This is a genomic window from Roseburia sp. OF03-24, assembly GCF_003463035.1.
GTDB classification, from domain to species: Bacteria; Bacillota; Clostridia; order Lachnospirales; family Lachnospiraceae; genus Roseburia; species Roseburia rectibacter.
Genome location: NZ_QSCK01000009.1, coordinates 1 through 26,967 on the forward strand (window position 1 = coordinate 1; position 26,967 = coordinate 26,967).

Sequence of the window (26,967 nt, forward strand, 5' to 3'; positions counted from 1 at the left end):
GCGGCATGTTTTTTTTAAAGGCAAGGTACAGATGATTACGTACTTACCTTGAAATGAGTGATCTGGTTCACAAGATCGCCGAAAATGCAAAGAATAATAATGAGATGATGTCATCTGTCATAAATGAGGCAAAATCGCAGGCTGAATATATTGGTGAGGTTGGATCAAAAGCAGAAAAGCTAGAAGAAGATGCGGTATCAGCCAGAGAGCGTATGCAGAATACGATCGTGAGAATTGGAAAAACACTTGAAGATAAAATTGAAGAATCAAAGGAAGTGGAGCGGATACAGCAGCTTACAGACAAGATCCTTAATGTTGCAGACCAGACAAATCTGCTTGCATTGAATGCCAGTATTGAAGCTGCAAGAGCGGGAGAAAGCGGCAGGGGATTTGCAGTTGTGGCCAACGAGATATCCAGTCTTGCGGAGGAGTCGTCAAAGACTGCAGGTGAAATTCAAAAGATAAATACATTTATCGTAGATATTGTAGCTAAATTAGCGGAGGCTTCGTTTGAACTGCTAAACTATGTGAAAACAAATGTTATTTCTGATTATGATGTCCTTGTACATACCGGTGAGGAATATGCAAATGATGCACATAATTTTAAAGAACAGATGGAAAAGTTTGAGGGGTATATAGATGAACTGGGGCAGAGTATGGAGCGTATTCATTATTATGTGAATGGCATCATGGATGGGTTTGATAAACAGAAAGAGGAAGTGGCGGTTAATTCAGAATATATGTCGCAGATCAATGAAGAATTTAAGAAGATCGTGGATGTAGTTTCGAACAATAAAGAAATTGTTGATGAGCTTGAAATGAATATCCGACAGTTTAAAATCTAACATATCATATAATTCCTATTAACAAAGTAGAAATAAAAGCGTATATTACCAGATAACAAAAGACAAGTGCAATCAGGGGTTATAAAAATGCCAAAAAACATATTATTCAAAGAATATAAAACACAGGATTATATTGAGATCGCAAAATAGACAGAGAGATGGGTGGATGCCACAAAGGTTACGGCAGAAGATGGAATATACTGTGTACAGAGCCCGGATTCAGACGAAGATTTTGCCGATTATCCGATGCTTACACCAAAGGCTTTATATGGCGGTTCAGCAGGAATTGGTCTGTTTTACTTAAGACTGTATCAGGTGACAGAGAATGAGGAATATCTGAAAAATGCAAAATCATTTGGAGATTTCCTCCTGAAGAAGGGTACACCTGCACCGCATGGAGGACGCTACTGGAATGTGGTTGATCTTACGATCATTGATTTTCCGAAAGATGTTTTCTGGGTCAACATGGCACATGGTACATCCGGAATCGGCTGGGTATATACGATTCTTTACAATGCCACAAAGGAACACCGGGTATCTTAGAGCATTTTATTTCCATGTATAAGATTACCGGTGAGGATGAGTTTTTAGGGTATGCAAAACGGACAGCAAGATTTATCATCAGCCAGTCGTTTGTGGGTGATGAACCGGGAGATATCTATAAACAGCAGAAAAAGAGAAACTGGTATGGAAACTGGTGGAGAACGATACCGCAGAATGTCCACAGCTATACCGGTTTATACATTGGAACAACAGGAAATGCATGGAGTCTGTTATCTTTAGCAGGGGTACTGGAAGGAAAAGAATGGATACAGACAGTAGAATACAATTATTTTAACTAAATGGGGAATGAAAAGATGGCAGAGAGAAAAATTTATCATTCAATCGCAGAATTAGTGGGAGAGACACCGTTAGTCGAAGTTACTAACTATGAAAAAGAACATGACTTAGATGCTACGGTACTTGCAAAGCTGGAATTTAAAGATATTCCGAGAGTGCCGGAACTGATCGCAGAAAAAGGACTGGCATTCGATCCGTTTTACGATCTGCTTCAGAAGTATGCAGATGAGCATGGCTGGTATTATATCAATCAGGGCAGAAATCCGGAAAACCCGAATGTACATATCGCAACTACCGGTCCTGAAATCTGGGATGCTACAGGCGGAGATATTGATTTTCAGTATGATGAAGTAGTTGAGGTTAATGCAGATCTTGCATATGAGGTTGGACGTGATCTGGTAAGAACAGATGGAATCTTTCTTGGTCAGTCTGCTGCAGCAGCGATCAAAGTTGCAACGGATATTGCAAAAAGACCGGAAACAAAGGGAAAGACGATCGTTGCGATCTATGCAGACAATGCATTCAAATATTTATCGACGAATATTTACAGATAGCAGGAGAAAATTGATCAGATCATGAATCATACATTATTACAGCAGATCACAAGAAAAGATGCAAAGGCATTTACACACGGCGGAAAGTTCCATGCGGACGATGTTTTTTCCTCGGCATTATTGCTCTATCTGAATCCGGAGATTACGATTACACGTGGCAATAAAGTCCCGGAAGATTATGACGGAATCGTATTTGATATTGGGCGTGGGGAATTTGATCATCATCAGAAGGACAGCAGAGTCCGTGAAAATGGAGTGCCGTATGCGGCATTTGGACTGCTTTGGGAGCAGCTTGGGACCGGGATTTTAGGGGAAGAACTCGCGCAGACTTTTGATGAGGCGTTTGTGCAGCCTCTCGATAACAATGATAATACGGGAGAAAAAAACGAGCTTGCAACCTTGATCGGAAACTTTAATCCAACCTGGGATGCGTCAGGCAGCAGTGATGATGCTTTTTTTAAGGCGGTCGGTGTCGCAGGTATGATACTGGAAAATAAATTTGAGCGTTATCTTGGAAATGAGCGTGCCGATAAAAGGATCGAGGAAATTTTAGAGTCACAGCAAAAGGAGTCTGATGCAAAAATACTCGTCCTGCCGGAATTTATTCCCTGCCAGAAAAGGCTTTCAGAGACGGAGATAGCGTTTGTGATCTTTCCATCTAATCGTGGTGGATATTGTATCCAGCCGCAAAAAAGAGAATATTCCATGAATTATAAGTGCAGTTTCCCGGAAAAATGGCTTGGACTGGAGAATGAAGAGCTGGTACAGGCAACAGGACTTTCCAGCGCCGGTTTCTGCCACAAAGGTGGCTTTCTGATGACGGCTGGCACATTAGAAGATGCTGTCGCAGCATGTAAGATCAGTCTGTCCTGCTTTAAAGAGGAACCCGTGATCGTAAATCTTGGCGGTGGAAAGGAAGCAGATGAATTATTGCAGAAATTGCCGGGAATGGAGCATGCCCGCATATCACACTGCGTGCTGCCGGATGTTCCGGAACTTACACTGCAGGGAATCTATGGGGAAGTTTTGATGGAAAAGCAGGAGTGGAAGAGCCGTATCAAAGATCAGGTAAAACAGGTCTTAAAAGAAAAACCGGAAGCTGTTTATGTGGAAGGGGATGTTTTTTTGACTTATCCGATCGTACATCAGCTTCGAAAAAAACATATTCCGGTTTTAACACTGGCAGAATGTGATGGAGAGCGATATATCGTACGTATCCCGTCGGGTTCTTGAAAATTGATTGACGAAGCCCAAAAAAGGCAGTAAGATATGCAATGCAAAACAGGCATTGTATATCTTATTTTATTTTATGAAACAGTGTAAGGAAGAAAGGTGAGAGCAGCAATGAAAAATAATAAATATGAAATTGATATGTGCAATGGCACCATTATGGATAAATTAATATCGTTTGCATTTCCGCTAATGCTTTCTGGAATTTTACAGTTAATGTTTAATGCGGTCGACATCATCGTTGTGGGACGGTTCAGCGGCAGTCAGGCACTTGCAGCAGTAGGTTCGACAACGGCACTGATCAATGTATTTGTGAATCTTTTTATCGGGATCTCACTTGGAGCAAATGTGCTTGCAGCAAGATTTTATGCTGCAGGACGGGAGGAAGAAATGTCACAGACCGTACATACGGCGATTACGTTGGCACTGATCAGCGGTGTGGTGATGGCATTTGTTGGTGTACTGTTTGCAAAGGGAGCGCTGGAACTGATGGGCACACCGGATGATGTGATCGGTCAGTCGACTTTATATATGCGGATCTATTTTATGGGAATGCCATTTTTTATGCTTTATAATTATGGTGCGGCAATACTTCGGGCAGTCGGGGATACAAAACGGCCGCTTTTATTCCTTATTATATCCGGCTGTATCAATGCGGTGCTGAATATGATCTTGGTGATCGTATTTCATTTAGATGTTGCCGGCGTTGCGATCGCAACGATCATTTCACAGTGTGTGTCCTGTATTCTTGTTTTACGCTGCCTTTGTAAAACGCAGGGAAGCTATCAGCTTCATTTATCAAAACTTTCTATAAAAGGTGTTTATTTAAAACAGATTTTTCAGGTGGGAGTTCCGGCGGGAATCCAGAGTACAGTCATCAATTTTTCAAATGCATTGTTACAGTCCTCTGTTAATTCCTTTGGCGCAACAGCAATGGCGGGATATACGGCAGCAAATAATCTGCTTGGTTTCCTGTATGTTTCTGTAAATTCTGTTACACAGGCGTGTATGAGTTTTACCAGTCAGAATTTTGGTGTAGGAAAATATAAGCGTATGGACAGAGTTCTTCTGGACTGTCTGATTTTATCGGTTGGAGTTGCTGCTGTGCTTGGATGTGGGGCATATTTCTTTGGAGCAGAGATACTGACGATCTATACCAAAGAACCGGATGTGGTTGCATGTGGAGTAGAGATTCTTTCAATTACTACAGTGCCATATTTCCTTTGCGGTATCATGGATCTTTTTCCGGGAGCACTGCGTGGAATGGGATATTCTTCGGTTCCGATGATATTGTCTGTGATCGGTACAGTTGGAATGCGTATATTATGGATTTTTGCATTCTTTCCGTATCACAGATCCTTGTATTTCCTGTTTATTTCGTACCCGGCATCCTGGCTGGCTACGATCGTGATGCAGGTGATCTGTTATTACTTTGTACGGAAAAAATGTCTGGGAAAAGCGGTTAAAAAGGATCTGTAAGCTGGTTAAAATACATCTTTATCCCGGTTATCATTCTTTGCACAATATAGTTTTTTGTCGGCGAGACTGTAGAGGGTGGAAATCTCCATTCCATTTTGGTATTGTGCAATGCCGCTGCTGAAAGAGTAAACGGTATTTTTCTTTTCTTTTATGAATTGTTTGTAGTCGGTTCTCATGCATTGTAAAAGATTGCGGATATTGTTTTCAGTAGTGTTGGGAAGAATGAGCATAAATTCTTCCCCGCCAAAGCGGACAGCAATTCCGCCATCCGGCAGATACTTTTCTAAAATCCGACTGAAAGTAACCAACACTTCGTCACCGAATACATGCCCATAGGTGTCATTGATTTTCTTGAAAAAATCTAAATCCAGTAAAACAGCATAAAAATCAGTATGATCATTTTGAATCAGCTGCTCTAAATACTGGTTCAGATAACGTCTGTTATAAAGTGCAGTCAGTGTATCGTGGTCAGCGGCGTTTTTTAACTGTTCGCCCAGGGTTCTTAGATCGTTGGCCTGTTTTTCATATTGAACCTTTAAAAGTAAAGTGACCATAAATACGCAAAACAGAGAAATTACCAGAGAACAAAGGGTGGAATAAAATGCCTCCTGTTCTGTGATCACAGCCCATGGAGCCGGATGATAATAAGAAAAAATTACGATAAAAACATCACAGAAAACGGCTAAAGCTGCAAAAATCAGGGCGTGGGCGGCCGGGATGAAAATGGCGATGGCAGCGATGCTTAAAATCATGTAAACGATCGTATTTGTATGATAAATATAATAAAGAAACGGAAATTCTATAAAAGTAAGCAGTGAGACTACCAAATAGGAGGCCCGTTTTGTATGTCCAAAATGGACGCCATAAAAACTGCTCAGAAGGATGAGCAGTGCACACATGCCGCAGAAAAAGGTACCTGGTCCGAATCCATAAATACATTACTCTTTTCTGATAAGATGAGAATAGTATATAATGTTTTCCGGCATATTTCAAATAAAACAACGTTATGGTACAATAGCTATCGCATGAGATTAAAATACAGAAAGGCAGAAAATATGAAATTATACATAATCAGACACGGTGAAACATCGTGGAATAAAGAGAAAAAACTGCAGGGACAGCATGATATCATGTTAAATGACGCAGGTGTGCGTCTGGCAGAACTGACAGGTGAAGGAATGAAAGACATTGATTTTGATCTTGTCATTTCCAGCCCGCTGATCCGAGCAAAACAGACAGCAGAGCTTGTGATGGCGGGCAGACATCTTCCGATGATCACAGACAGACGTATCATAGAACTTTCTTTTGGCGACTGGGAGGGAGAATGTGTGAAAGACAGCAAAGTTCTTCCACCGGATTTTATTGATAAATTTTACAATGATCCTTATCACTGCATGAAAGCACCGGGCGGAGAAAGTTTTAAAGATGTTTTAAAACGGACCGAAGATTTTTATCAGTCGCTGGTACAGAACAAGGCATATGAAAATGCCACGATCTTTATATCAACACATGGGGCAGCCGGACGCTGTCTTTTAGCTAATTTTTATGAAGACAAAGAGGATATCTGGCGTGGCGGCATTCCGAAAAACTGTTCTGTCTGCATCGTTGAAGTAAAAGACGGTGTTGGGACAGTATTGGAAAAAGACAAAATTTTCTATGATGAAGCAGAATAGATAAAATACGCGAGAGGAGATAATAAAAATGGCGTGTACTACAATACTTGTTGGAAAAAATGCATCCTATGACGGATCTACAATGATCGCGAGAAATGATGATTCCGGTTCCGGACATTTTACACCGAAGAAATTTGTTGTCGTCCATCCGGATGAGCAGCCGAAAACATATAAATCTGTTCTTTCGCATGTGACGATTGAACTTCCGGATGATCCGATGCGTTATACGGCAGTGCCGAATGCCGTGGATGGGGAAGGTATCTGGGCAGCGGCAGGTGTCAATGAGGCAAATGTTGCGATGACGGCAACGGAGACGATCACATCAAACCCGCGTGTGCTTGGCGCAGATCCTCTGGTTGAACTTCAGCCGGCAGAAAACGGGAAAGAAGAAGTCCCGGGCGGAATCGGTGAGGAAGATATCGTATGTATTGTTTTACCGTATATCCGCAGTGCAAGAGAGGGCGTGAAACGCCTTGGATCGTTGCTGGAACAGTATGGCACATATGAGATGAACGGAGTCGCATTTCAGGATCAGAATGAGATCTGGTGGCTTGAGACGATCGGTGGGCATCACTGGATCGCAAGAAGGGTGCCGGATGATGTGTACGTTGTCATGCCAAATCAGCTTGGTATTGATCAGTTTGATCTTGAAGATGCACTATCTGAACAGAAAGAATATATGTGTTCTTCTGATATGAAAGAATTTATAGAAAAAAATCATCTGAACCTCTCAATGGATGGCAGCCTGAATCCGCGTGATGCATTTGGCAGCCACGATGATGCAGATCACGTATACAATACACCGAGAGCATGGTATATGGAGCGTTGTTTAAATCCCCATACAAAAGTCTGGGATGGAGAAAATGCGGACTATACACCGCAGTCGGATGATATCCCGTGGTGCATGGTACCGGAAAAGAAAATTACAGTGGAAGATGTAAAATATGTACTGTCCTCCCATTTTCAGGGGAAACCGTACGATCCGTATGCGGCATACGGAGAGAAAAATATGCGTGGCGCATACCGCTCGATTGGGATCAACCGCAATGACTTTTTGGCAGTGATCCAGATGCGCCCTGAGATGGAGCATGACTGTAATGTGATCGAGTGGATCGCATTTGCATCCAATGCGTTCAACGTGCTGGTTCCATTTTATGCAGATATTGATGAGACCCCGGATTACCTTTGCAATACCACAGATGAGGTTTCTACAGATAATTTTTACTGGTCGAGCAGAATGATCGCGGCAATGGCTGATGCGTCTTACCGGAGTTCGGTATTCCATATTGAAAGATATAAAGAGCATGTACTGGCAAAAGGTCATGAACTGATCAACCGGTATGATGATCTGCTTTCAAAAGAAACCGATGCAGCAAAAAGAAAAGAGATCCGGCATGAGGCAAATCGTGCAGTTGCAGGAATGTTAAAGAAAGAGACGGCAGACACTCTCGATAAAGTGCTGTTTGAGCTGAGTGGTCAGATGAAGAATGCATATGCCAGATCGGATGCATAACCTGCAGATAAAAGGAAATGGAAAAGGAGAAGAGATAATTTGAAAAAAGGTCGTTATATTTTTCTTGGGCTGGCAATGATTTTATTGTTGGCAGGATGCAGTATGAACCGGAAAACGATCCGTTTTGGAGCTGCGGGCATTGGTGGAATGTATGATTCATTTTCCAATGCATTTGTCAGTCTTGCAAATAAAGAGGATTTTTCTTATAAACTTGAAACGAGAAATACTGCCGGATCGGCAGCAAACATCAGACTTCTTTCCGGAAAATATATAGAACTGGGAATTGCGCAGGCAGACCTGGTGGAGGAAGCCTATCATGGAACAGGGGAATTTCGTGATAAAGCATATCAGGGATATAAAGCGGTTGCAGCACTTTACCCGGAGGCATGTCAGATCGTGGTGAGAGCAGATTCGGATATTACATCATTAGATGATCTCCTTGGAAAAACGATCAGTATCGGAGCGGAGGAGTCAGGAACAGAGCGGAATGCAAAACAGATCCTGCTCGCACAGGGGATCAGCACGGATATGGCAGAGACTGTTAATTTAGATTATACGGAAGCGGCAGCAAAACTTGCAGCGGGTGAGATAGATGCATTTTTCTGCACTGCAGGCACCCAGACAACGGTGATCGGGGAACTCGCAAAGGAATGTGGAATACGGCTTTTAAGTATCGATGTAAAATGCAGGGACAGATTAAAGGCTGCATATCCGTTCTATTCCGAATATACGATTCCTGCAGGTACCTATAACGGTCAGACGGAAGATGTAAAAACACTGTCTGTACAGGCAGTGCTGTTAGCTGGTGACAGTTTATCCGCGGATACGGTAAAGGAGCTGACGGCACTTCTGTTTTCTCATGAACAGGATATCAGATATGCGACATCGATCGGACTAAAAGAGGATGAGCAGTCTGCGATCGGGGGAATCACGATCCCGTTTCATAAGGGGGCGGCAGCATACTATGCAGAATGCGGCATCGAGGTGCCGACAGAGTAGATACGGATCTGAATATCAGATACGGTTTGGAAATTAAGATTGAAAGGATAAATATGGAAGTTCAGTTGGATATGTATCAGACACTGGCAGCTTCAGTGCTGGTGCTGATGCTCGGTAGTTATTTAAAACAAAAAATACATGTTCTGGAAAAATTCTGTATCCCGGCACCGGTTGTCGGGGGACTGTTGTTTGCAATCGTCACCTGCATCTGTTACAGCAGCGGAATTATGGAGATTTCTTTTGATGATACATTAAGAGAAGTGTGTATGGTATTCTTCTTTACTTCGGTAGGATTTCAGGCAAATCTGAAAGTATTAAAGAGCGGAGGAAAGTCACTGGCAGTATTTTTAGGACTTGTCATTCTTCTGATCGTTTCACAGAATTTACTTGCGATCGGAACGTCACGTCTGCTTGGCATTGATTCGCTGATCGGCATGTGTACCGGTTCAATCCCGATGGTAGGCGGACATGGAACGGCGGGTGCGTTTGGCCCGGTTTTAGAGGATCTGAATGTGGAAGGTGCAACAACGATCTGTACGGCAGCAGCGACCTTTGGACTGATCGCCGGAAGTCTGATCGGTGGGCCGTTGGGGAAGCAGCTTATTGAGAAAAAGAACCTGCTTGATACGGTTGTGCCGGAGGATGACAGTCTTTTGGTGGAAGATGAGAAGAAACATGAGCGTCATACAAATATGTATGCATCGGCAGTATTCCAGCTTATTCTGGCAATCGGACTTGGAACTGTTTTTTCCTGGATTCTGACAAAAACAGGAATGACATTTCCGATTTATATCGGTGCAATGATCGCTGCGGCTCTGTTTCGGAATATCGGAGAGTACTCTGGTAAATTTGTGATCCATATGGGTGAGATCAATGATATCGGTGGTATTTCCCTGTCACTGTTTCTTGGAATGGCAATGATCACATTAAAACTCTGGCAGCTTGCATCACTTGCTCTGCCGCTTATCATATTGTTAGCAGTTCAGGCGATACTTATCTGTGTATTTGCAAAATTTGTAGTATTTTATGTGATGGGAAGAGACTATGATGCAGCAGTAATTGCAGCAGGAACCTGTGGATTTGGAATGGGAGCGACACCGAATGCTATGGCAAACATGCAGGTACTTTGTGAAAAATATGCCCCTTCCGTAAAGGCGTACCTGATTATTCCGCTGATCGGAAGTTTATTTGCAGATTTTATCAACAGTCTGGTCATCACATTTTTCATTAATATATTATAAATAGAAGAAACGGAGATGTTTATGTTTAAATTCAGAAAGAAAAGAGAGAAAGGTCACGAATATAATCTGACTTATGATAATCTTGCAGTCCCGGAGATCCATACACATGAGCCGGAAGAAGCAGCAGAGGAAGAGGACAAAAAGCCGGGAATCACCTATGACAGTGTGGCAATCCCGGAGATTCATATCAGAAAAAAATAGCAGAAAGGTAATTTTAACAGATGGCAGTAAATAAAAATGGAATCGTAGTAATTGGTGCGGTATTTGTGGATATTAAAGGATTTCCGGAAGATATTTATATTCCGGACGGAAGAAATGCAGGAAGAATTGAATATATCCATGGAGGTGTCAGCCGTAATGTTGTGGAAGATATCGCCAATATCGAACTGCGGCCTACATTTCTGGGAATCGTGGATGATTCAGCACTTGGAAGTGAGGTCATTCACAAACTACAGAATCATAAAGTAAATACAGAATACATGCTGACGATTCCAAATGGAATGGGAACCTGGCTTGCGGTATTTGATCATCACGGAGATGTTGCCGGTTCAATCTCGCAGAGACCGAATCTGATGCCGATCCTTGATGTGCTGGAAAAATCAGGGGATGAGATTTTTGAAAATGCTGATTCCGTTGTGATCGAAGTGGATATGGATAAAGAGATTGTCAAAAAAGTCGTGAATCTGTGTGAAAAATTCAAAAAACCGCTTTACGGGGTTGTCAGCAATATGAGTATTGCGGCAGAGAGAAGAGATTTTCTGCGGAAATTTGACTGCTTTATCTGCAACCAGTTAGAGGCAGGAATGTTTTTTTCTGATGATTACAGTGAAAAGACACCGGAAGAACTTGCAGAGATCCTAGCAGGCTGTGTAAAACGTGCCAATATTCCTTCCATGGTCGTTACCATGGGCGGCAAGGGTGCAGTATATGCGGACAGGGAAGGTATTTATGGAGTGTGCCCGGCAAAAAAGGTACAGGTAAAAGATACGACAGGAGCGGGTGATGCGTTCTGCGCAGGTGTGGCAAGTGGACTGACATATCAGAAAACGTTGAAAGAAGCAGTAGAGATTGGAACACGTCTGGCTGCATCCGTGATCACATCATCCGAAAATGTCTGTCCGCGATTCCTCCCTGCGGAACTTGGAATTGATGCCTGAGGATAAAAAATCTTATAAATTAAGAACGTAGAATACCGAAAGGACGAGTTAAAGAGAATATAGAGCATTTCTATTTTAATGCCGTCAAATCTATGCTAAACTCATGGGCAGAAAGCAACGGTTTCAATAAGTGCCGGAGCATTACGAAAGATGAGGAGCAGAGTGATGGAGTTGGAAAGTGTATTTTTAGACAATCTTCCGGACACAGCAAATATGATCTTAAATATCCTGTGGGACAGAAATGAGGAAATGTGTACCGCTGAATTAACAGATGCAGTGAATGAAGTATATAACAGACGCTGGGAGAAGAACATGATACAGGAATTTATTAATCTGCTTATCCGGATGGACTATGTGGAGAAGAAGCGGCATGGATTTCGTGTATATTATGCTGCGTTAGGTGCAGATTATGAATTGTAAAAAAATTCTGAAAATTAATAAGAAATGATAAAATATCAAAAAAACAGATGGATAATACTTGACTTTGCTGATTTATAGTGCTATAACGTAACCGAAGCAAGGAAATAAAGTAAAAAGGATGAAAGATGATATGCAGAAAGGAAGCGTATAGTATGTCAGATAAGAATCCAAAACATCCATTAAAAAAGAAAAAGGTGGCAGCCAAGATCAATATTGCAGATCATGCCGCAGTAGAAGAGGCAAGAGAGACACATAAGTCAAAGAAACATGTATATTGATGAGTGGTTACAAAGTAGATGAGAGATACCCGGAGTCTTAGGATTTCGGGTATTTTTATGTAATAGCAAAATTCGTTGAAATACCCTATTATATAAAAAGCCCTCCGGGCAGGATTCTGCCTTTACAAATTAAAAAAGATATATTACGATAATTTCCGGCAGAAAGAGATCAGTGTGAAAATAAGATATTTCACACACAAGATTTGTGCTTACGCACAAACTTGATATGCGCAAAAGACAGCGCAAGAATGGAGATTTTTATGAAAGAATTACTTTATGGTATCGTGGAACTGCTCGCAAAGATACACAGTTATCTGCTTCGTTTAAACGATGCATATGAATACAATTTCAGCGACAAGGAACTGCATTTTTTGGTCATTGGAATTTTGGGAATGATGTTTATTTTTGTGGTGTATCCGGTTTTTAAATGGCTTGCAAAACACGATCATGTCATGGTGATCGCATGGATTTATGTTTTTACGCTGATCATCGTGATCACGTTTGCGATCGAGATCGGTCAGAAGGTAACGAACACCGGTAATATGGAGTTTGCAGATATTGTCTTTGGTGTAGTCGGGTTTATTGTGATGTTTTTTGTCTTTGCGATTATACGTGAGATTTACAAGGGAATCTTAAGTCTGATCCGTGATACGACACATCAGGATCAAAACCGCAGTAAAAAGAGACATCAGAGAGCATATGACGAATACGAAGAAGATGTCATGGATGAAGATCGCGAAGAATAAGATTTTTCACATGCAGAAATGAGGATTTTTATGAAGCAGATTTTAAAAAGAGTAGTGGAAACGCTCATCGTAATATTTGGAAACTGTATTTATGCGTTTGGAATTGCAATGTTTATTTTACCAAGCGGGCTTATCACAGGTGGAACGACAGGTATCGCATTGTTTGTCAATGATGTTTTTCACACACCGGTCACCGTGTTTGTACTTGTGTTTAATACGATTATGTTTCTGATCGGTTTTTTTGCATTTGGATGGAAATTTGCGGCAAATACGGTCGTGAGTACGTTCAGTTACCCGATCGCACTCGAATTGATCACGAGACTGCTTGGTGGTTACCGTATCACAGATGATCTGATCCTTTGCACGGTCTTTGGAGGTATCTGTATCGGGGCAGCGATCGGACTTGTCATCAGAATGGGAGCTTCCACAGGAGGTATGGATATCCCGCCTTTGATCTTAAATAAGTATTTTAAGATCCCGGTTTCAAGTTCTGTTTATGTATTTGATATGCTGATCTTACTGCTTCAGGTATTTCACAGCAGTGGAGAGCAGGTGCTTTACGGTATCCTGCTTGTGATCGTATACAGTGCAGTACTGGATAAATGTCTGATGCTTGGTACTGCAAAAATGCAGATCAAGGTTATCAGCAGCCATATTGATGAGATCCGCACGGCAGTGTTAAATGATATCGACCGCGGTGTGACGCTGTTAAACAGTGAGACCGGATTTTTAAGAAACAATACAATGATGCTTCTGACTGTGGTATCTATGCGTGAGCTTGCCAGAACGGAAAAACTGATCCATGAAGTAGACCCGGATGCCTTTGTGATTATCAATAAAGTCAGTGAAGTGTCCGGAAGAGGTTTTTCCAGTAAGAAGAGATATTTAAAACAGGAAAATGCAGATTAGTGTGAAAAATATTTTTCACACGCAGGAATGAGGATTAGTATGACACTGCAGCAGTTAAAATACGCTTTGACGATCGCGGACTGTGGATCGATGAACGAGGCGGCAAAAACGTTATTTCTCTCCCAGCCGAGTCTGTCAGAGACGATCCGGGAATTAGAGACAGAGATCGGATTTGATCTTTTTGTGCGTTCTAACCGTGGAATTCTTGTGACACCGGAAGGGGAAGAGTTTTTAGGATATGCAAGACAGGTTACGGAGCAGTTTCATCTGCTTACTACCCGCTATATTGATAAACAGGTTAAAGAAAAGTTCAGTGTATCCATGCAGCATTATACGTTTGCAGTCAAGGCATTCGTGGAGACGGTAAAACAGGCTGGAATGGAACGGTATGAATTTGCAGTCCATGAGACAACGACATATGATGTGCTTGAAAATGTAAAGAATTTTCGCAGTGAGATCGGGGTTTTATATCTGAATGATTTCAATGAAAAAGTCATGAATAAGATCATCAGGGAACATGGACTGGAATTTATCGAACTGTTTTCCTGTGATACTTATGTTTATCTCTGGTCGGGACATCCGCTGGCAAAAAAAGGAGAGATATCGATGGAGGAGCTGGATGCATATCCGTGTCTTTCTTTTGATCAGGGAGAGCATCATTCCCTTTATCTGGCGGAGGAAATGAAAAGCACTTATGATTATAAAAGACTCATTAAGGCAAATGACCGTGCCACGCTTCTGAATCTGATGATTGGATTAAATGCCTATACGCTCTGTTCCGGAATTATCTGTGAGGAACTAAACGGCAGTGACTATATGGCAATCCCGTTAAAGGAAACGGAGAAAATGCGCATTGGCTATGTGAAGCGGAAAGGGGCAAAAGTCAGCCATATCGGGGAGATCTATATCGGAGAATTAAAAAAATACAGGGAAAATGTGATGTGATCAGCTATAGGCGAAACCTATAACCAACTCAAGGTTTCCAATATTAACACTTTCTGTAACTACCTGTTATAATAAGGACTATCAAATCAAGACAGAGCAGTAGGAGAAAGGAGAGATCAGATATGCGTACAGAAATTAAGACCTATACAACAGCAGACAAAATGATGATGACAGGATCCATGTGCGGCATGATGTGTATGTGCTGTATGGGACGATTTCGTGTGCGGGAAGATATCTGATTTTATGCGTTGATAGAAAATGTAAAACAGATGTTTCCGCGAGGGAGCATCTGTTTTTTTGCCTTAATGCCAGATTTGTGATAAGATGGAGCGCGGAGCACACACAGGTGCTCACATAGGGCAGGAAGAAAGGAGAACATGTATGGCAGCAATTGAGGTCAGACATCTCTATAAAAAGTTTGAACAAAAGGGAGTGACCGTTGAGGCATTAAGTGATATCAATCTGACGGTGGAGCAGGGCGATATCTACGGAATCATCGGTATGTCGGGAGCTGGAAAAAGTACACTGGTACGATGCTTAAATTTCTTAGAGAAACCGACAGAAGGTCAGGTGCTGATCGAGGGTCAGGAATTAGGAGCATTGACAGAGAAGGAATTAAGAGGGCAGCGCAGCGATATTGCGATGATTTTTCAGAATTTTAACCTTCTGATGCAAAAGAGTGTACTTGACAATGTATGTTTCCCGATGCAGATCCAGGGAAAGAAAAAGAAAGAGGCGCGGGAAAGAGCGAGAGAGCTTTTAAAGACGGTCGGGCTTTCCGAAAAGGAAAAAGCGTATCCGGCACAGCTTTCCGGAGGACAGAGACAGAGAGTTGCGATCGCAAGAGCACTTGCTTCGGATCCGAAGATCTTACTTTGTGATGAGGCAACCAGTGCCTTAGATCCACAGACAACCGCTTCCATTCTTTCACTTTTAAAGGAGATCAATGAAAAACTTGGCATTACGATCGTGATCATCACACATCAGATGTCAGTGATCCGTGAGATCTGCAGTCATGTGGCGATCATTGAACACGGTATCCTTGTGGAAGACGGACTGGTAGAGGATATTTTTTCCCATCCAAAATCAAAAGCTGCAAAAGAACTGATCCTAAGAGATCAGCCTGGCAATAACAATGCACCGTTAGCGGGTGCAGTTCAGGAGCGCATGCAGGGGGATAAAAAGATCAGGGTCGTCTTTTCAGAGAATTCCGCATTTGAACCGGTCATTGCAAATATGATCTTACAGTTTAAAACGCCGGTAAATATTTTAAGGGCAGACACCAAGAATGTCGGTGGTGTTGCAAAGGGAGAGATGATCTTAGGACTTCCGGAGGACAGACATTTACAGGTAGATATCGAGGAATATTTAAAAGAAAAAGGACTTGCAGTTGAGGAGGTGACCGAAGATGTGGAATGAGCAGATTATCATGATGCTGTTAGAGGGTATCAAAGACACACTTTATATGACGTTGACATCTACGCTGATCGGTTATGTGATCGGACTTCCGATGGGAATCCTGTTAACGGTCACTGACAAAGATGGAATCCATCCGAATGCAGCAGTTTACAAGGTATTAGATGTCATTGCAAACCTGATCCGAAGCGTACCGTTTTTAATTTTACTGATCGTGCTGATTCCGTTTACGAGATTTCTGATCGGAAGAAGCTATGGACCGACGGCGACGATCGTTCCGCTTGTCATAGCAGCAGCACCATATATTGCACGAATGGTTGAATCTTCTTTAAAAGAAGTGGACGCAGGTGTCATTGAGGCAGCACGTTCCATGGGGGCTTCTAATTTTACGATTGTGACAAAAGTTATGTTAGTGGAAGCACGCACATCCCTGATCGTAGGGGCAACCATTTCACTTGGAACCATTTTAGGATATTCTGCAATGGCTGGAACTGTCGGTGGAGGCGGACTTGGAGATATCGCAATCCGCTATGGTTATACCAGATGGCAGACAGATATTATGATCGTAACCGTTATTTTACTGGTAATCTTATTCCAGATATTCCAGACGATCGGTATGAAACTTGCGAGCAATTTAGATCGCAGAAAATAAACGTAAACAATGTTTTTCACATTATTATAAATTTAGGAGGAAAATCCTCTGCTCCTGCAAGGGCAGTCGCATTTTTCTTCGAAAAACAAGGAGGATTATATTATGAAAAAAAGAGTACTTACCACAATCTTAGCAGGCGTTTTAGCTGTATCTGCATTCGCAGGATGCGGCAGCAGCAACACAGCAGGCAATGCAGCTGCAGATAATAACGCAGCAGCAGAAACAAACGATGCAGCAGTTGCAGACACCACTGCAGCAGAAAGTGAAGCATCCGAGAGCGTAGCTGACACACAGACAACAGAGGGCGGCACAATTACCGTAGCAGCTTCTGCAACACCACATGCAGAGATCTTAGAGGAAGCAAAGAAAATTCTTGCAGATCAGGGCTGGGACTTAGAGATTACCATTTTTGATGACTATGTACTTCCAAACGAAGTAGTAGAGAGCGGTGAGTTCGATGCAAACTACTTCCAGCACATCCCGTACTTAGAGAACTTCAATACAGAGAAAGGTACACACCTTGTCAATGCTGGCGGTATCCATTATGAGCCATTCGGAATTTATCCGGGAACAAAGAAAGATCTCTCTGAGTTAGCAGATGGCGATACGATCGCAGTACCGAACGATACAACAAACGAGGCAAGAGCATTATTACTGTTACAGGACAACGGTATCATTACTTTAAAAGATGGCGCTGGTTTAGAGGCAACTGTAAATGATATCGCTGAGAATCCGCACAACATCAAGATCGAAGAGCTTGCAGCAGAGCAGGTAGCAAGAGTAGCACCGGAAGTTGCATTTGTTGTATTAAACGGTAACTATGCATTACAGGCAGGTTATTCCGTAGCACAGGATTCCTTAGCATATGAGACATCTGATTCTGAAGCAGCAAAAACTTATGTAAATGTTATCGCTGTAAAAGAAGGAAATCAGAACAACCCTGGCATCCAGGCACTTGTAAAAGTATTAAAATCTGATGATATCAAAAAATTCATCAACGATACTTATGATGGTGCGGTTATTCCATTTGAGGACTAATTGATTCCTAATCAGAAATGAATATAAAAAAGAGAAAGGGCATGGCGGAGACGTCATGTTCTTTTTTTGTACCTTGTGGATGGCTTAGAATGTAATAAAATGAGTTGTCTGATAAATGATGGTTTGTGGGTGATATGAGTTTCCTCGTGTAGGGTGGTTCTGGGGATTTTAGATTGGCAAATTGCATCAAGCCGGGACTGTTTTGTTCCGTTGTCCGAAAATAAGAAAGTCTAAGTATGCCTGATTTAGTTTTATGCCGGAGTGACGTGTGCGTCCTAAATGTGCCGTCCGGGCACATTAGGACTTGTGCTGCCGTCCGTGGCAGCACAACACTGTATTGTGAACAGGCATACAAAGACTTTCTAATTTTCTCCCAAAGTCACAAAACAGGTTCCGGCTTGATGCGATTTGCCAGCCACTAAGTTGTGAACCACCCTTCGCCGGGGAACTTATTTTACAACCTTGGGGGGACGTAAATTTTTAGTGTTTTATGTGTGAATCTGATTAAAAAAATATTTTCAAATAACTATATTCAATAGTTTATTATTTTTGTCCCTATTTACATTTGTGTGTCTGATGTATCAACAGTATAATTATACATTTCACGAATTGCGTATGCAATTAGAAAATCAAGTAGTCCAAATTCAAATACAAACCAATGAGGCTTTTCAGATAATCTGGGAAGCCTTTTTAAGAGGTTGTGATTTTAAGGTAATGAGTACAAGCATTAACCAATGTCTATGAGGCTGTTTTTCAAACACCAAGATATAGAAAATATAAAATATTTTTGAAAGGAAACTATTATGGAAAACAAATCACAAATCACAGACATTAGTTTGGATGTAGTATTTTTTATCAACATGTGTTAGCCTACTGTTATACAATCGGTACGTGAAGGGAGGAGCTGTTTATGTGGTTTTGGTGGTTTATGTTAATATGTGATCTGATAATTCCTATTGCTATGGTCATTGGTGGAAGAATGATGTGGAAACATTGTCCAAAAAATATAAATAGTATGTCAGGCTACAGAACAACTCGCTCAATGAAAAATATGGATACATGGAAATTTGCGAATGACTACTGCGGAAGAATTTGGTGGAAAATAGGATGGGTAATGATTATACCATCTGCTTTGATACATATTCCATTATATCATAGTGATAAGAATACGATTGGATTTGCAGGGTTGATTCTTGTGACAATTCAATGCTTTATTATGATTATATCAATTTATCCGACAGAGAAAGCTTTAAAAAAACATTTTAATGATGATGGAACACGTAGATAACTACAATTTGACGAGGAGATGATTTACATGAAAAAGAGTCTATCAAGGATTATCGGTTTGATGATGCTGATTATAGCTATTGTATTTATAATGTATGCATTGAACCATCCAGAAATGAGTTTTCCATGGAACAATACTATTACGTGGTTGCTGTATGGTGTATATTTTCTTGTGACAGTAGTGTTGCTTATTGCACCTAAAATGAAGAAGTGAGAAATTCCAGTTTGTCAATTACAGGTGACATTGAAAGAGCCAGTCCATTCAAGGTGCTGGCTCTTTCAAAATTCCATTCTAATAAATTGCACGACAACTTAGAGTAAAAATGAATACCCATTAGTAAGAAGTGAATAGAAAATGAATAAAAGAGTGGTGTTTCGTATAGTTATGAGCTAGTATGCATCAGACACACTTTTGTAAATAGGGAGTTATTTTTGATTACACTGGCAAAAACCTCGATATATAACACTATGCTCATATTTATTGCCATACACATTTGAAAATATTTTGTGTTATTGGTCTGGAAATTTACGAAAAAATTCATGTAATACAATGTAGCAGATGGAAAATCTGGGAAGTCATTAGGTTGAATATTAATGATACAGCACATTAGCATTTTAAGCATATTTCCATTTGTGCGAATATCGAAAATTCGCACCTACGCCCCCAGTTTTGAGATGAACCGCCCACCCAAATGGTGTTTCATAACCTGGAGGCTGGCATCTTGCGCAAAGCCGAAGCTAATTTTGTGACTTTGGGAGAAAATTAGAAAAACTTGGCCTGCCTGTAGTTACACAGTGATGTTCTGCCACGGATGGCAGAACAAGGCTTCACGAGCCAAGGATGGCTCGTTGAATGCCGGTCACGTCACTCCGCCATAACCTAAATCAGGCAGACCTAGCTTTTCTTATTTTCGGACAACGGAACCAAAATTAACTCCGGCTTTGCGTAAGATGCCACTCACAAGCCTGCGACACACCATTTGGACGGGCGACGCATATCACCCACAAACCATCATTTGTCGGGGGGATTGTAGGATGTTGCCATGGAGAAGTAGCATGGAAAAACATTTGACAAAAACTGGAATATTTGATATTATAATAACAGTAATGATTACTATTATTGTATAGACGTAATGATAGAACATTCGAGAAACATGTATTTTATCATTTGAAATCAGATTTTGATATGAGAAACGGTGAAAATAAACAATTTATAAAATCACATTCTGTTCGTTGAAACCCAAATAAGCATGTGGTATGATTTCACCGGAAAAGCCAATAATAGAATGGAAAGAGAGAGGGATACGGATATGTATAATATTAGAAAAGTTACGGATGACATTACATGGATCGGAGCGAGTGACCGCAGACTGGCATTGTTTGAAAATATTTTTCCAATCAGCCGCGGCGTATCTTACAACTCCTATATTCTGGTGGATGAGCAGACCGTTCTTTTTGATACCGTAGATGCTTCCGTTGCAGGACAGTTTTTTGAAAATCTGGAGGCGGTTTTAGAGGGAAGAACATTGGACTACCTGATCGTAAATCATATGGAGCCGGATCATTGTGCAATGATCGGTGATATTGTACGAAGATATCCGGATGTTAAGATCGTTGGAAATACGAAAACATTTGGGATGATGAACCAGTTCTTTGGAACAGATTTTGCAGAACGTTCCATTGTAGTAAAAGAGGGTGATACATTATCAGCCGGAAAGCATACGCTTCATTTTGTGATGGCACCTATGGTACACTGGCCGGAAGCGATGGTAACTTATGATGATGTGGATAAAGTGTTATTTTCGGCAGATGGATTTGGTTCTTTTGGCGCATTAAATGGCAATATTTTTGCTGATGAAGTTGATTTTGACCGTGACTGGCTGGATGATGCAAGACGTTATTATACGAATATTGTTGGAAAGTACGGAGCCTCTGTACAGACATTATTAAAGAAGGCAGCAGGACTTGATATTGCTATGATCTGTCCGCTGCATGGACCGGTCTGGAGAGAAAACCTGCCGTATATTCTGGAAAAATACCAGAAATGGAGTACTTATGAAGCAGAAGATCAGGCGGTTGTGATCATGTATGCGTCTATGTATGGCAATACGGCATCTGCTGCAGATGCACTTGCAGGTGCGCTTGCAGTGCGCAGTGTGAAGAAAATTGCAGTTTACGATGTATCCAATACACATGTTTCTGAGCTGATCAGTGAGATCTTCCGTGCAAGCCATCTGGTGTTTGCAGTACCGACTTATAATGCCGGAATTTATCCGGTTATGGAAAACCTGCTTTCTGATATGAAGGCGCTGGCTGTTCAGAAAAAGACGGTTGCGGTCATGGAAAATGGAACCTGGGCACCAACAGCCGCAAAGCAGGTAAAAGAAAAACTTGGCGAAATGAAAGATATGACGATACTCGATGCCGGACTTACCATTAAATCCGCAATGCATGCTGGTCAGAAGGCAGAGCTGGATGCATTGGCAGATGAGATCGTAAAGAGTATGATGTAGTAAGATTGCAGGGCGAAGCATAGGATAAAACAATGTCCTATGCTTTGTTTTTACAGAAAAAACAGAACAAAAGTTCGATTTTTGCTGTACATTTTTTTGATTGAATGATATACTGGAAACAGAATCATACTAAATATTGATGTCAGATGTTCCCAGATAGAAAAATTCATTGGGAGAAATGAGGAATACCATGGATCATTTCAAATTACATTCAAAATATAAACCGACCGGGGATCAGCCTCATGCGATCGAAGAACTGGTAAAAGGATTTGAGGAAGGCAATCAGTTTCAGACTTTACTGGGTGTTACAGGTTCCGGTAAGACTTTTACAATGGCAAATGTGATTCAGGCACTGAATAAGCCAACACTTATCATATCCCATAATAAAACACTGGCAGCGCAGTTATATGGGGAGATGAAAGAGTTTTTTCCGGAAAATGCAGTGGAGTATTTTGTGTCCTACTATGATTATTACCAGCCGGAAGCATATGTGCCTCAGACGGATACCTATATCGCAAAAGACTCGGCAATCAATGAAGAAATAGATAAACTGCGCCTTTCTGCGACAGCTGCACTGGTGGAGCGTAAGGATGTGATCGTGGTGGCGTCTGTTTCCTGTATTTATGGTCTGGGCAGCCCGGAAGATTATCTTGGAATGATGGTTTCCTTAAGACCTGGGATGGAGAGAGACAGGGATGATGTACTCCGCGCCCTGGTTGATATCCAGTATACAAGAAATGATATGGATTTTCACCGCGGTACGTTCCGTGTGCGGGGGGATACGTTAGAGATTTTTCCGGCAAACTATGGAGATACGGCAGTACGCGTGGAATTTTTCGGTGATGAGATCGACCGTATTACAGAGATTGATGTGCTGACCGGAGAGATCAAATGTGAACTGGAGCATTTTGCCGTGTTCCCGGCATCCCATTACGTTGTGCCGCAGGAGAAGATTTTAAAGGCATGTGAAGCGATCGAACAGGAATTGGACGAGCGCATCCGGTATTTTAAAGGTGAGGACAAGCTGCTTGAGGCGCAGCGTATTTCGGAGAGGACTAATTTTGATATAGAGATGCTGAAAGAAACGGGATTCTGCAGCGGCATTGAGAATTATTCAAGGCATCTTGCAGGACTTCCGGCAGGGGCGACACCGCATACGCTGATGGATTATTTTAAGGATGATTATCTGATCATTGTGGATGAGTCACATATCACAATCCCACAGATCCGCGGCATGTATGCGGGAGACCAGTCGAGAAAGTCAACGCTGGTCGACTATGGTTTCCGTCTGCCATCAGCGAAGGATAACCGTCCGCTTAATTTTGAAGAGTTTGAGAGCAAGATAGATCAGATGCTGTTTGTATCGGCGACTCCGAATGTATATGAAGATGAACACGAACTGCTCCGTACAGAGCAGATCATCCGTCCGACCGGATTACTTGATCCGGAGGTTGTGGTACGTCCGGTGGAGGGGCAGATTGATGATCTGATCGGCGAGGTTAATAAAGAGATTAAAGATCATCATAAGGTGCTGATCACAACACTGACGAAGAAGATGGCAGAAGATCTGACCGATTATATGCGTGAGATTGGTATCCGCGTGAAATATCTTCATTCAGATATTGATACATTAGAACGTGCTGAGATCATAAGAGATCTGCGTCTGGATGTATTTGACGTGCTTGTCGGCATCAACCTGCTGCGAGAGGGACTGGATATACCGGAGATCACGCTGGTGGCGATTTTAGATGCTGATAAAGAGGGATTCTTAAGATCGGAGACATCACTGATACAGACGATCGGACGTGCTGCGCGTAACAGTGAGGGACACGTTATCATGTATGCAGATAAGATCACAGATTCCATGCGTGTCGCGATAGAGGAGACAAAGCGGCGTCGTGAGATACAGCAGGCATATAATGAAGAACATGGCATTACACCTACAACGATCCAGAAATCTGTGCGGGAACTGATCAGCGTATCTAAGAAGGTAGCAAAGGAAGAAATGAATTTCAAAAAAGATCCGGAATCCATGAACCGGGACGAGCTTACAAAGCTGATCGCAGATATCCAGAAGAAGATGCAGAAGGCTGCGGCAGACCTAAACTTCGAGGCGGCTGCGGAATACCGCGACAAGATGGTGGAATTAAAGAGCATGCTGCGTGATATGTAATAAGAAAAGGACAGTAAATCATGAAAAAAACAAGTGAAAGAAAATACATTAAGATCAGAGGTGCAAATGAGCATAATCTGAAAAATATTGATGTAGATATTCCAAGAGATGAATTTGTCGTGCTGACCGGACTTTCCGGTTCCGGAAAATCATCGCTTGCGTTTGATACAATATATGCGGAGGGACAGAGACGGTATATGGAGTCACTTTCCTCTTATGCAAGACAGTTCTTAGGACAGATGGAAAAGCCAAATGTAGAGAAAATTGAAGGATTGTCTCCGGCAATCTCCATCGACCAGAAATCAACGAATCGTAATCCAAGATCTACCGTTGGAACTGTTACGGAGATTTACGATTATTTTCGTCTGTTGTATGCAAGGGTCGGTATCCCACATTGCCCAAAGTGTGGCAGGGAGATTAAAAAACAGACAGTTGACCAGATGGTCGATCAGATCATGACACTTCCGGAGCGTACTAAGATCCAGCTTTTAGCACCGGTGGTACGGGGAAGAAAAGGAGAGCACCAGAAGCTGTTAGAACAGGCAAAGCGCAGCGGTTATGTGCGTGTGATCGTAGATGGCAGTATGTATGAGCTGACCGAGGAAATTAAACTCGATAAGAATAAAAAGCATAATATCGAGATAGTGGTAGACCGTCTGATGGTAAAACCGGGTATTGAGAAGCGTTTATCAGATTCCATTGAAAATGTACTGGAGTTGTCAAAGGGACTGATGACGGTGGATGTGATCGATGGGGAGCCGATCCAGTTCTCGGAGAGTTTTTCCTGTCCGGACTGCGGTATCAGTATCGGAGAGATTGAACCGCGGAGTTTTTCATTTAATAATCCATTTGGTGCGTGTCCGACCTGTTTCGGACTTGGTTATAAAATGGAGTTTGATGTGGATCTGATGATTCCGGACAAGCGTCTTTCAATTGCGGAGGGGGCAATCCAGGTTATGGGATGGCAGTCCTGTACAGATCCGTCGAGTTTTACGTATGCTGTGTTAAAAGCATTGACCGAAGAATATCATTTTTCATTGGAGACACCGTTTCAGGATTATCCGGATGAGATTAAATACGTGATCCTGCATGGAACAGATGGCAAAGAACTAAAGGTACATTATAAGGGAATGCGTGGCGAAGGTATTTATGATGTGGCATTTGAGGGACTGATCCGGAATGTACAGCGCAAATACCGTGAGACCGGTTCTGATACCATGAAGCAGGAATATGAGCAGTTTATGCGTATCACTCCGTGTGAAACATGTAAGGGACAGCGTCTGAAAGCAGAATCATTAGCTGTTACAGTTGCGGATAAGAATATTTATGAGATTACATCCATGTCCGTAAAAAGTCTCGGAAGTTTTCTGAATGACATGGAGTTAAGTCATCAGCAGCATCTGATCGGAGATCAGATCTTAAAAGAAATCCGTGCGCGTGTGGGATTTTTAAATGAAGTCGGACTCGATTATCTGTCACTGTCCCGTGCTACTGGAACGCTTTCCGGTGGAGAGGCACAGCGTATCCGGCTGGCAACTCAGATCGGCTCCGGTCTTGTGGGTGTGGCTTATATTTTAGATGAGCCGTCTATTGGTCTGCACCAGAGAGACAATGATAAGCTGCTTGGTGCATTAAAGAATTTGAAAGATCTTGGAAATACACTGATCGTTGTAGAGCATGATGAGGATACGATGCTTGCTGCGGATTATATAGTGGATATCGGCCCCGGTGCAGGTGCGCACGGTGGACAAGTGGTAGCGTGCGGAACTGCAGAAGAAATCATGAAAAATAAAAATTCTGTGACAGGTGCTTATTTAAGCGGCAGAATTAAGATCCCGGTTCCGTCAGAGCGCAGAAAGCCGACCGGATTTCTGACAATAAAAGGTGCGAGGGAGAATAACCTTAAAAATATCGATGTGAAGGTTCCGCTTGGTATCATGACCTGTATTACAGGTGTTTCTGGTTCGGGAAAGAGTTCTCTCACCAATGAAATATTATATAAAAGACTGGCAAGAGACTTAAACCGTGCAAGATGTATTCCGGGCAAACATGATGATATCCTTGGCATTGAACAGTTAGACAAAGTGATCGATATCGACCAGTCCCCGATCGGAAGAACACCGCGATCAAATCCTGCGACGTATACAGGGGTATTTGATATGATCCGTGATCTTTTTGCTGCAACACCGGATGCGAAGGCGAAGGGATATAAGAAGGGAAGATTCAGTTTCAATGTAAAAGGAGGGCGCTGTGAGGCATGTTCAGGTGATGGAATTTTAAAGATAGAGATGCATTTTCTGCCGGACGTATATGTTCCGTGTGAGGTTTGTGGTGGAAAGCGTTATAACCGTGATACATTAGAAGTAAAATATAAAGGTAAGAGCATCTATGATGTGCTTGACATGACAGTAGAAGAGGCTTTGAAATTCTTTGAAAATGTACCTGCAATCGCAAGAAAGATCCAGACACTCTATGATGTGGGACTGTCGTATGTCAAACTTGGACAGCCATCAACGGAACTTTCCGGTGGAGAGGCACAAAGAATCAAACTGGCAACGGAACTGTCGAAGCGAAGCACAGGCAAGACGATTTACATTCTCGATGAGCCGACAACAGGACTCCATTTTGCAGATGTCCATAAGCTGATCGAGATCCTGCGAAGACTTTCGGATGGTGGAAACACTGTGATCGTGATCGAGCATAATTTAGACGTGATAAAGACGGCAGATTATATTATCGATATGGGACCGGAAGGCGGAGACGGTGGCGGAACTGTGATCGCACAGGGAACACCGGAGGAAGTTGCAGAAGTGCCGGGATCCTATACGGGATATTATGTGAAAAAATATCTTGAGAGAGACAGGGAGAACTGTCAGGAATCTTAAGTATGTAAGAACTGTAAAAATATAAAGAAAGCAGGATTGACTGCATCAAAAGAGGCGCTGCAACTGCAGCGCCTTATTACATTCGGGGAGTACTCCCCGGAATCCCTTGCGGAAAACCGGGAAGCATGAGTTATGAAAAATTATACTGCCCGTCAGACTTACTGACGGTTGGGT

General features: G+C 42.1%; 26 protein-coding genes. 25 read left to right on the top strand and 1 reads right to left on the bottom strand.

The window, feature by feature from the left end; genetic code table 11:
• The first annotated feature begins 53 nt into the window (after positions 1 to 53).
• The 6 genes from DXA60_RS05825 (at position 54) to DXA60_RS05850 (ending at position 4,948) form a co-directional block, all read left to right on the top strand.
• Complete coding sequence (locus tag DXA60_RS05825) at positions 54 to 845, top strand: methyl-accepting chemotaxis protein (RefSeq protein WP_243006777.1); 792 nt, start codon at positions 54 to 56, stop codon at positions 843 to 845.
• A 162-nt stretch (positions 846 to 1,007) separates the two neighbouring features.
• Positions 1,008 to 1,388: a lanthionine synthetase LanC family protein gene (locus DXA60_RS05830; protein WP_117920317.1), complete on the top strand. Its 381-nt coding sequence runs from the start codon at positions 1,008 to 1,010 to the stop codon at positions 1,386 to 1,388.
• Positions 1,389 to 1,402: 14 nt separating this feature from the next.
• Positions 1,403 to 1,687, top strand: a complete 285-nt coding sequence (locus DXA60_RS05835; RefSeq protein WP_117920319.1) for a hypothetical protein — start codon at positions 1,403 to 1,405, stop codon at positions 1,685 to 1,687.
• 15 nt (positions 1,688 to 1,702) lie between these two features.
• Entirely contained in the window at positions 1,703 to 2,239 is a 537-nt protein-coding gene (locus DXA60_RS05840; RefSeq protein WP_117920321.1) for a hypothetical protein, read from the top strand.
• Between the two features lie 21 nt (positions 2,240 to 2,260).
• Entirely contained in the window at positions 2,261 to 3,472 is a 1,212-nt protein-coding gene (locus DXA60_RS05845; RefSeq protein ID WP_117920323.1) for an MYG1 family protein, read from the top strand.
• Positions 3,473 to 3,583: 111 nt separating this feature from the next.
• Complete coding sequence (locus tag DXA60_RS05850) at positions 3,584 to 4,948, top strand: MATE family efflux transporter (RefSeq protein WP_117920325.1); 1,365 nt, start codon at positions 3,584 to 3,586, stop codon at positions 4,946 to 4,948.
• Between the two features lie 5 nt (positions 4,949 to 4,953).
• On the opposite strand, the gene DXA60_RS05855 is transcribed toward DXA60_RS05850, so the two are convergent.
• Entirely contained in the window at positions 4,954 to 5,775 is an 822-nt protein-coding gene (locus DXA60_RS05855; RefSeq protein ID WP_158570864.1) for a GGDEF domain-containing protein, read from the bottom strand.
• A 228-nt stretch (positions 5,776 to 6,003) separates the two neighbouring features.
• Here DXA60_RS05855 and DXA60_RS05860 point away from each other — a divergent pair, with 228 nt between their 5' ends.
• From DXA60_RS05860 to uvrA, 19 genes are all read left to right on the top strand, one after another.
• Positions 6,004 to 6,621: a histidine phosphatase family protein gene (locus DXA60_RS05860; protein ID WP_117920328.1), complete on the top strand. Its 618-nt coding sequence runs from the start codon at positions 6,004 to 6,006 to the stop codon at positions 6,619 to 6,621.
• Between the two features lie 28 nt (positions 6,622 to 6,649).
• Positions 6,650 to 8,134, top strand: a complete 1,485-nt coding sequence (locus tag DXA60_RS05865; RefSeq protein ID WP_117920330.1) for a C69 family dipeptidase — start codon at positions 6,650 to 6,652, stop codon at positions 8,132 to 8,134.
• 75 nt (positions 8,135 to 8,209) lie between these two features.
• The gene (locus tag DXA60_RS05870; protein WP_117920498.1) at positions 8,210 to 9,133 is read left to right on the top strand and encodes a TAXI family TRAP transporter solute-binding subunit; all 924 of its coding nucleotides are present in this window, start codon (positions 8,210 to 8,212) and stop codon (positions 9,131 to 9,133) included.
• Between the two features lie 53 nt (positions 9,134 to 9,186).
• Positions 9,187 to 10,374: a sodium/glutamate symporter gene (gltS, locus tag DXA60_RS05875; protein ID WP_117920500.1), complete on the top strand. Its 1,188-nt coding sequence runs from the start codon at positions 9,187 to 9,189 to the stop codon at positions 10,372 to 10,374.
• Positions 10,375 to 10,395: 21 nt separating this feature from the next.
• Positions 10,396 to 10,575, top strand: a complete 180-nt coding sequence (locus DXA60_RS05880) for a hypothetical protein (RefSeq protein ID WP_117920332.1) — start codon at positions 10,396 to 10,398, stop codon at positions 10,573 to 10,575.
• 20 nt (positions 10,576 to 10,595) lie between these two features.
• Positions 10,596 to 11,531: a PfkB family carbohydrate kinase gene (locus DXA60_RS05885; protein WP_117920334.1), complete on the top strand. Its 936-nt coding sequence runs from the start codon at positions 10,596 to 10,598 to the stop codon at positions 11,529 to 11,531.
• A gap of 165 nt (positions 11,532 to 11,696) precedes the next feature.
• A complete protein-coding gene (locus DXA60_RS05890) occupies positions 11,697 to 11,951 on the top strand; it encodes an ArsR family transcriptional regulator (protein WP_117920336.1) in 255 nt (84 codons plus the stop codon).
• A 152-nt stretch (positions 11,952 to 12,103) separates the two neighbouring features.
• On the top strand, positions 12,104 to 12,229 hold the full coding sequence (locus tag DXA60_RS19430) for a hypothetical protein (RefSeq protein WP_256451903.1): 126 nt from the start codon (positions 12,104 to 12,106) through the stop codon (positions 12,227 to 12,229).
• 260 nt (positions 12,230 to 12,489) lie between these two features.
• The gene (locus tag DXA60_RS05900; protein ID WP_117920502.1) at positions 12,490 to 12,975 is read left to right on the top strand and encodes a hypothetical protein; all 486 of its coding nucleotides are present in this window, start codon (positions 12,490 to 12,492) and stop codon (positions 12,973 to 12,975) included.
• 30 nt (positions 12,976 to 13,005) lie between these two features.
• Positions 13,006 to 13,884 carry a YitT family protein gene (locus tag DXA60_RS05905; RefSeq protein ID WP_243006778.1) on the top strand — a complete coding sequence of 293 codons (879 nt, stop codon included), beginning with the start codon at positions 13,006 to 13,008 and terminating at the stop codon, positions 13,882 to 13,884.
• Between the two features lie 39 nt (positions 13,885 to 13,923).
• A complete protein-coding gene (locus DXA60_RS05910) occupies positions 13,924 to 14,829 on the top strand; it encodes a LysR family transcriptional regulator (protein ID WP_117920340.1) in 906 nt (301 codons plus the stop codon).
• Between the two features lie 381 nt (positions 14,830 to 15,210).
• Positions 15,211 to 16,248 (top strand): methionine ABC transporter ATP-binding protein, encoded by a 1,038-nt coding sequence (locus DXA60_RS05915; RefSeq protein ID WP_186899901.1) that lies wholly within the window; start codon positions 15,211 to 15,213, stop codon positions 16,246 to 16,248.
• Complete coding sequence (locus DXA60_RS05920) at positions 16,238 to 16,897, top strand: methionine ABC transporter permease (RefSeq protein WP_015521960.1); 660 nt, start codon at positions 16,238 to 16,240, stop codon at positions 16,895 to 16,897. The genes DXA60_RS05915 and DXA60_RS05920 overlap by 11 nt, the downstream gene beginning before the upstream one ends.
• Before the next feature lie 102 nt (positions 16,898 to 16,999).
• Positions 17,000 to 17,935 carry a MetQ/NlpA family ABC transporter substrate-binding protein gene (locus DXA60_RS05930; protein WP_117920345.1) on the top strand — a complete coding sequence of 312 codons (936 nt, stop codon included), beginning with the start codon at positions 17,000 to 17,002 and terminating at the stop codon, positions 17,933 to 17,935.
• A gap of 910 nt (positions 17,936 to 18,845) precedes the next feature.
• On the top strand, positions 18,846 to 19,223 hold the full coding sequence (locus tag DXA60_RS05935; protein WP_117920347.1) for an SdpI family protein: 378 nt from the start codon (positions 18,846 to 18,848) through the stop codon (positions 19,221 to 19,223).
• Between the two features lie 27 nt (positions 19,224 to 19,250).
• On the top strand, positions 19,251 to 19,436 hold the full coding sequence (locus DXA60_RS05940) for a hypothetical protein (protein ID WP_117920349.1): 186 nt from the start codon (positions 19,251 to 19,253) through the stop codon (positions 19,434 to 19,436).
• Between the two features lie 1,096 nt (positions 19,437 to 20,532).
• Positions 20,533 to 21,735: an FprA family A-type flavoprotein gene (locus DXA60_RS05945; RefSeq protein ID WP_186899900.1), complete on the top strand. Its 1,203-nt coding sequence runs from the start codon at positions 20,533 to 20,535 to the stop codon at positions 21,733 to 21,735.
• A 190-nt stretch (positions 21,736 to 21,925) separates the two neighbouring features.
• Complete coding sequence (gene uvrB, locus DXA60_RS05950) at positions 21,926 to 23,908, top strand: excinuclease ABC subunit UvrB (RefSeq protein ID WP_117920353.1); 1,983 nt, start codon at positions 21,926 to 21,928, stop codon at positions 23,906 to 23,908.
• A 20-nt stretch (positions 23,909 to 23,928) separates the two neighbouring features.
• Complete coding sequence (uvrA, locus tag DXA60_RS05955) at positions 23,929 to 26,793, top strand: excinuclease ABC subunit UvrA (RefSeq protein ID WP_117920355.1); 2,865 nt, start codon at positions 23,929 to 23,931, stop codon at positions 26,791 to 26,793.
• Positions 26,794 to 26,967 lie beyond the last annotated feature (174 nt).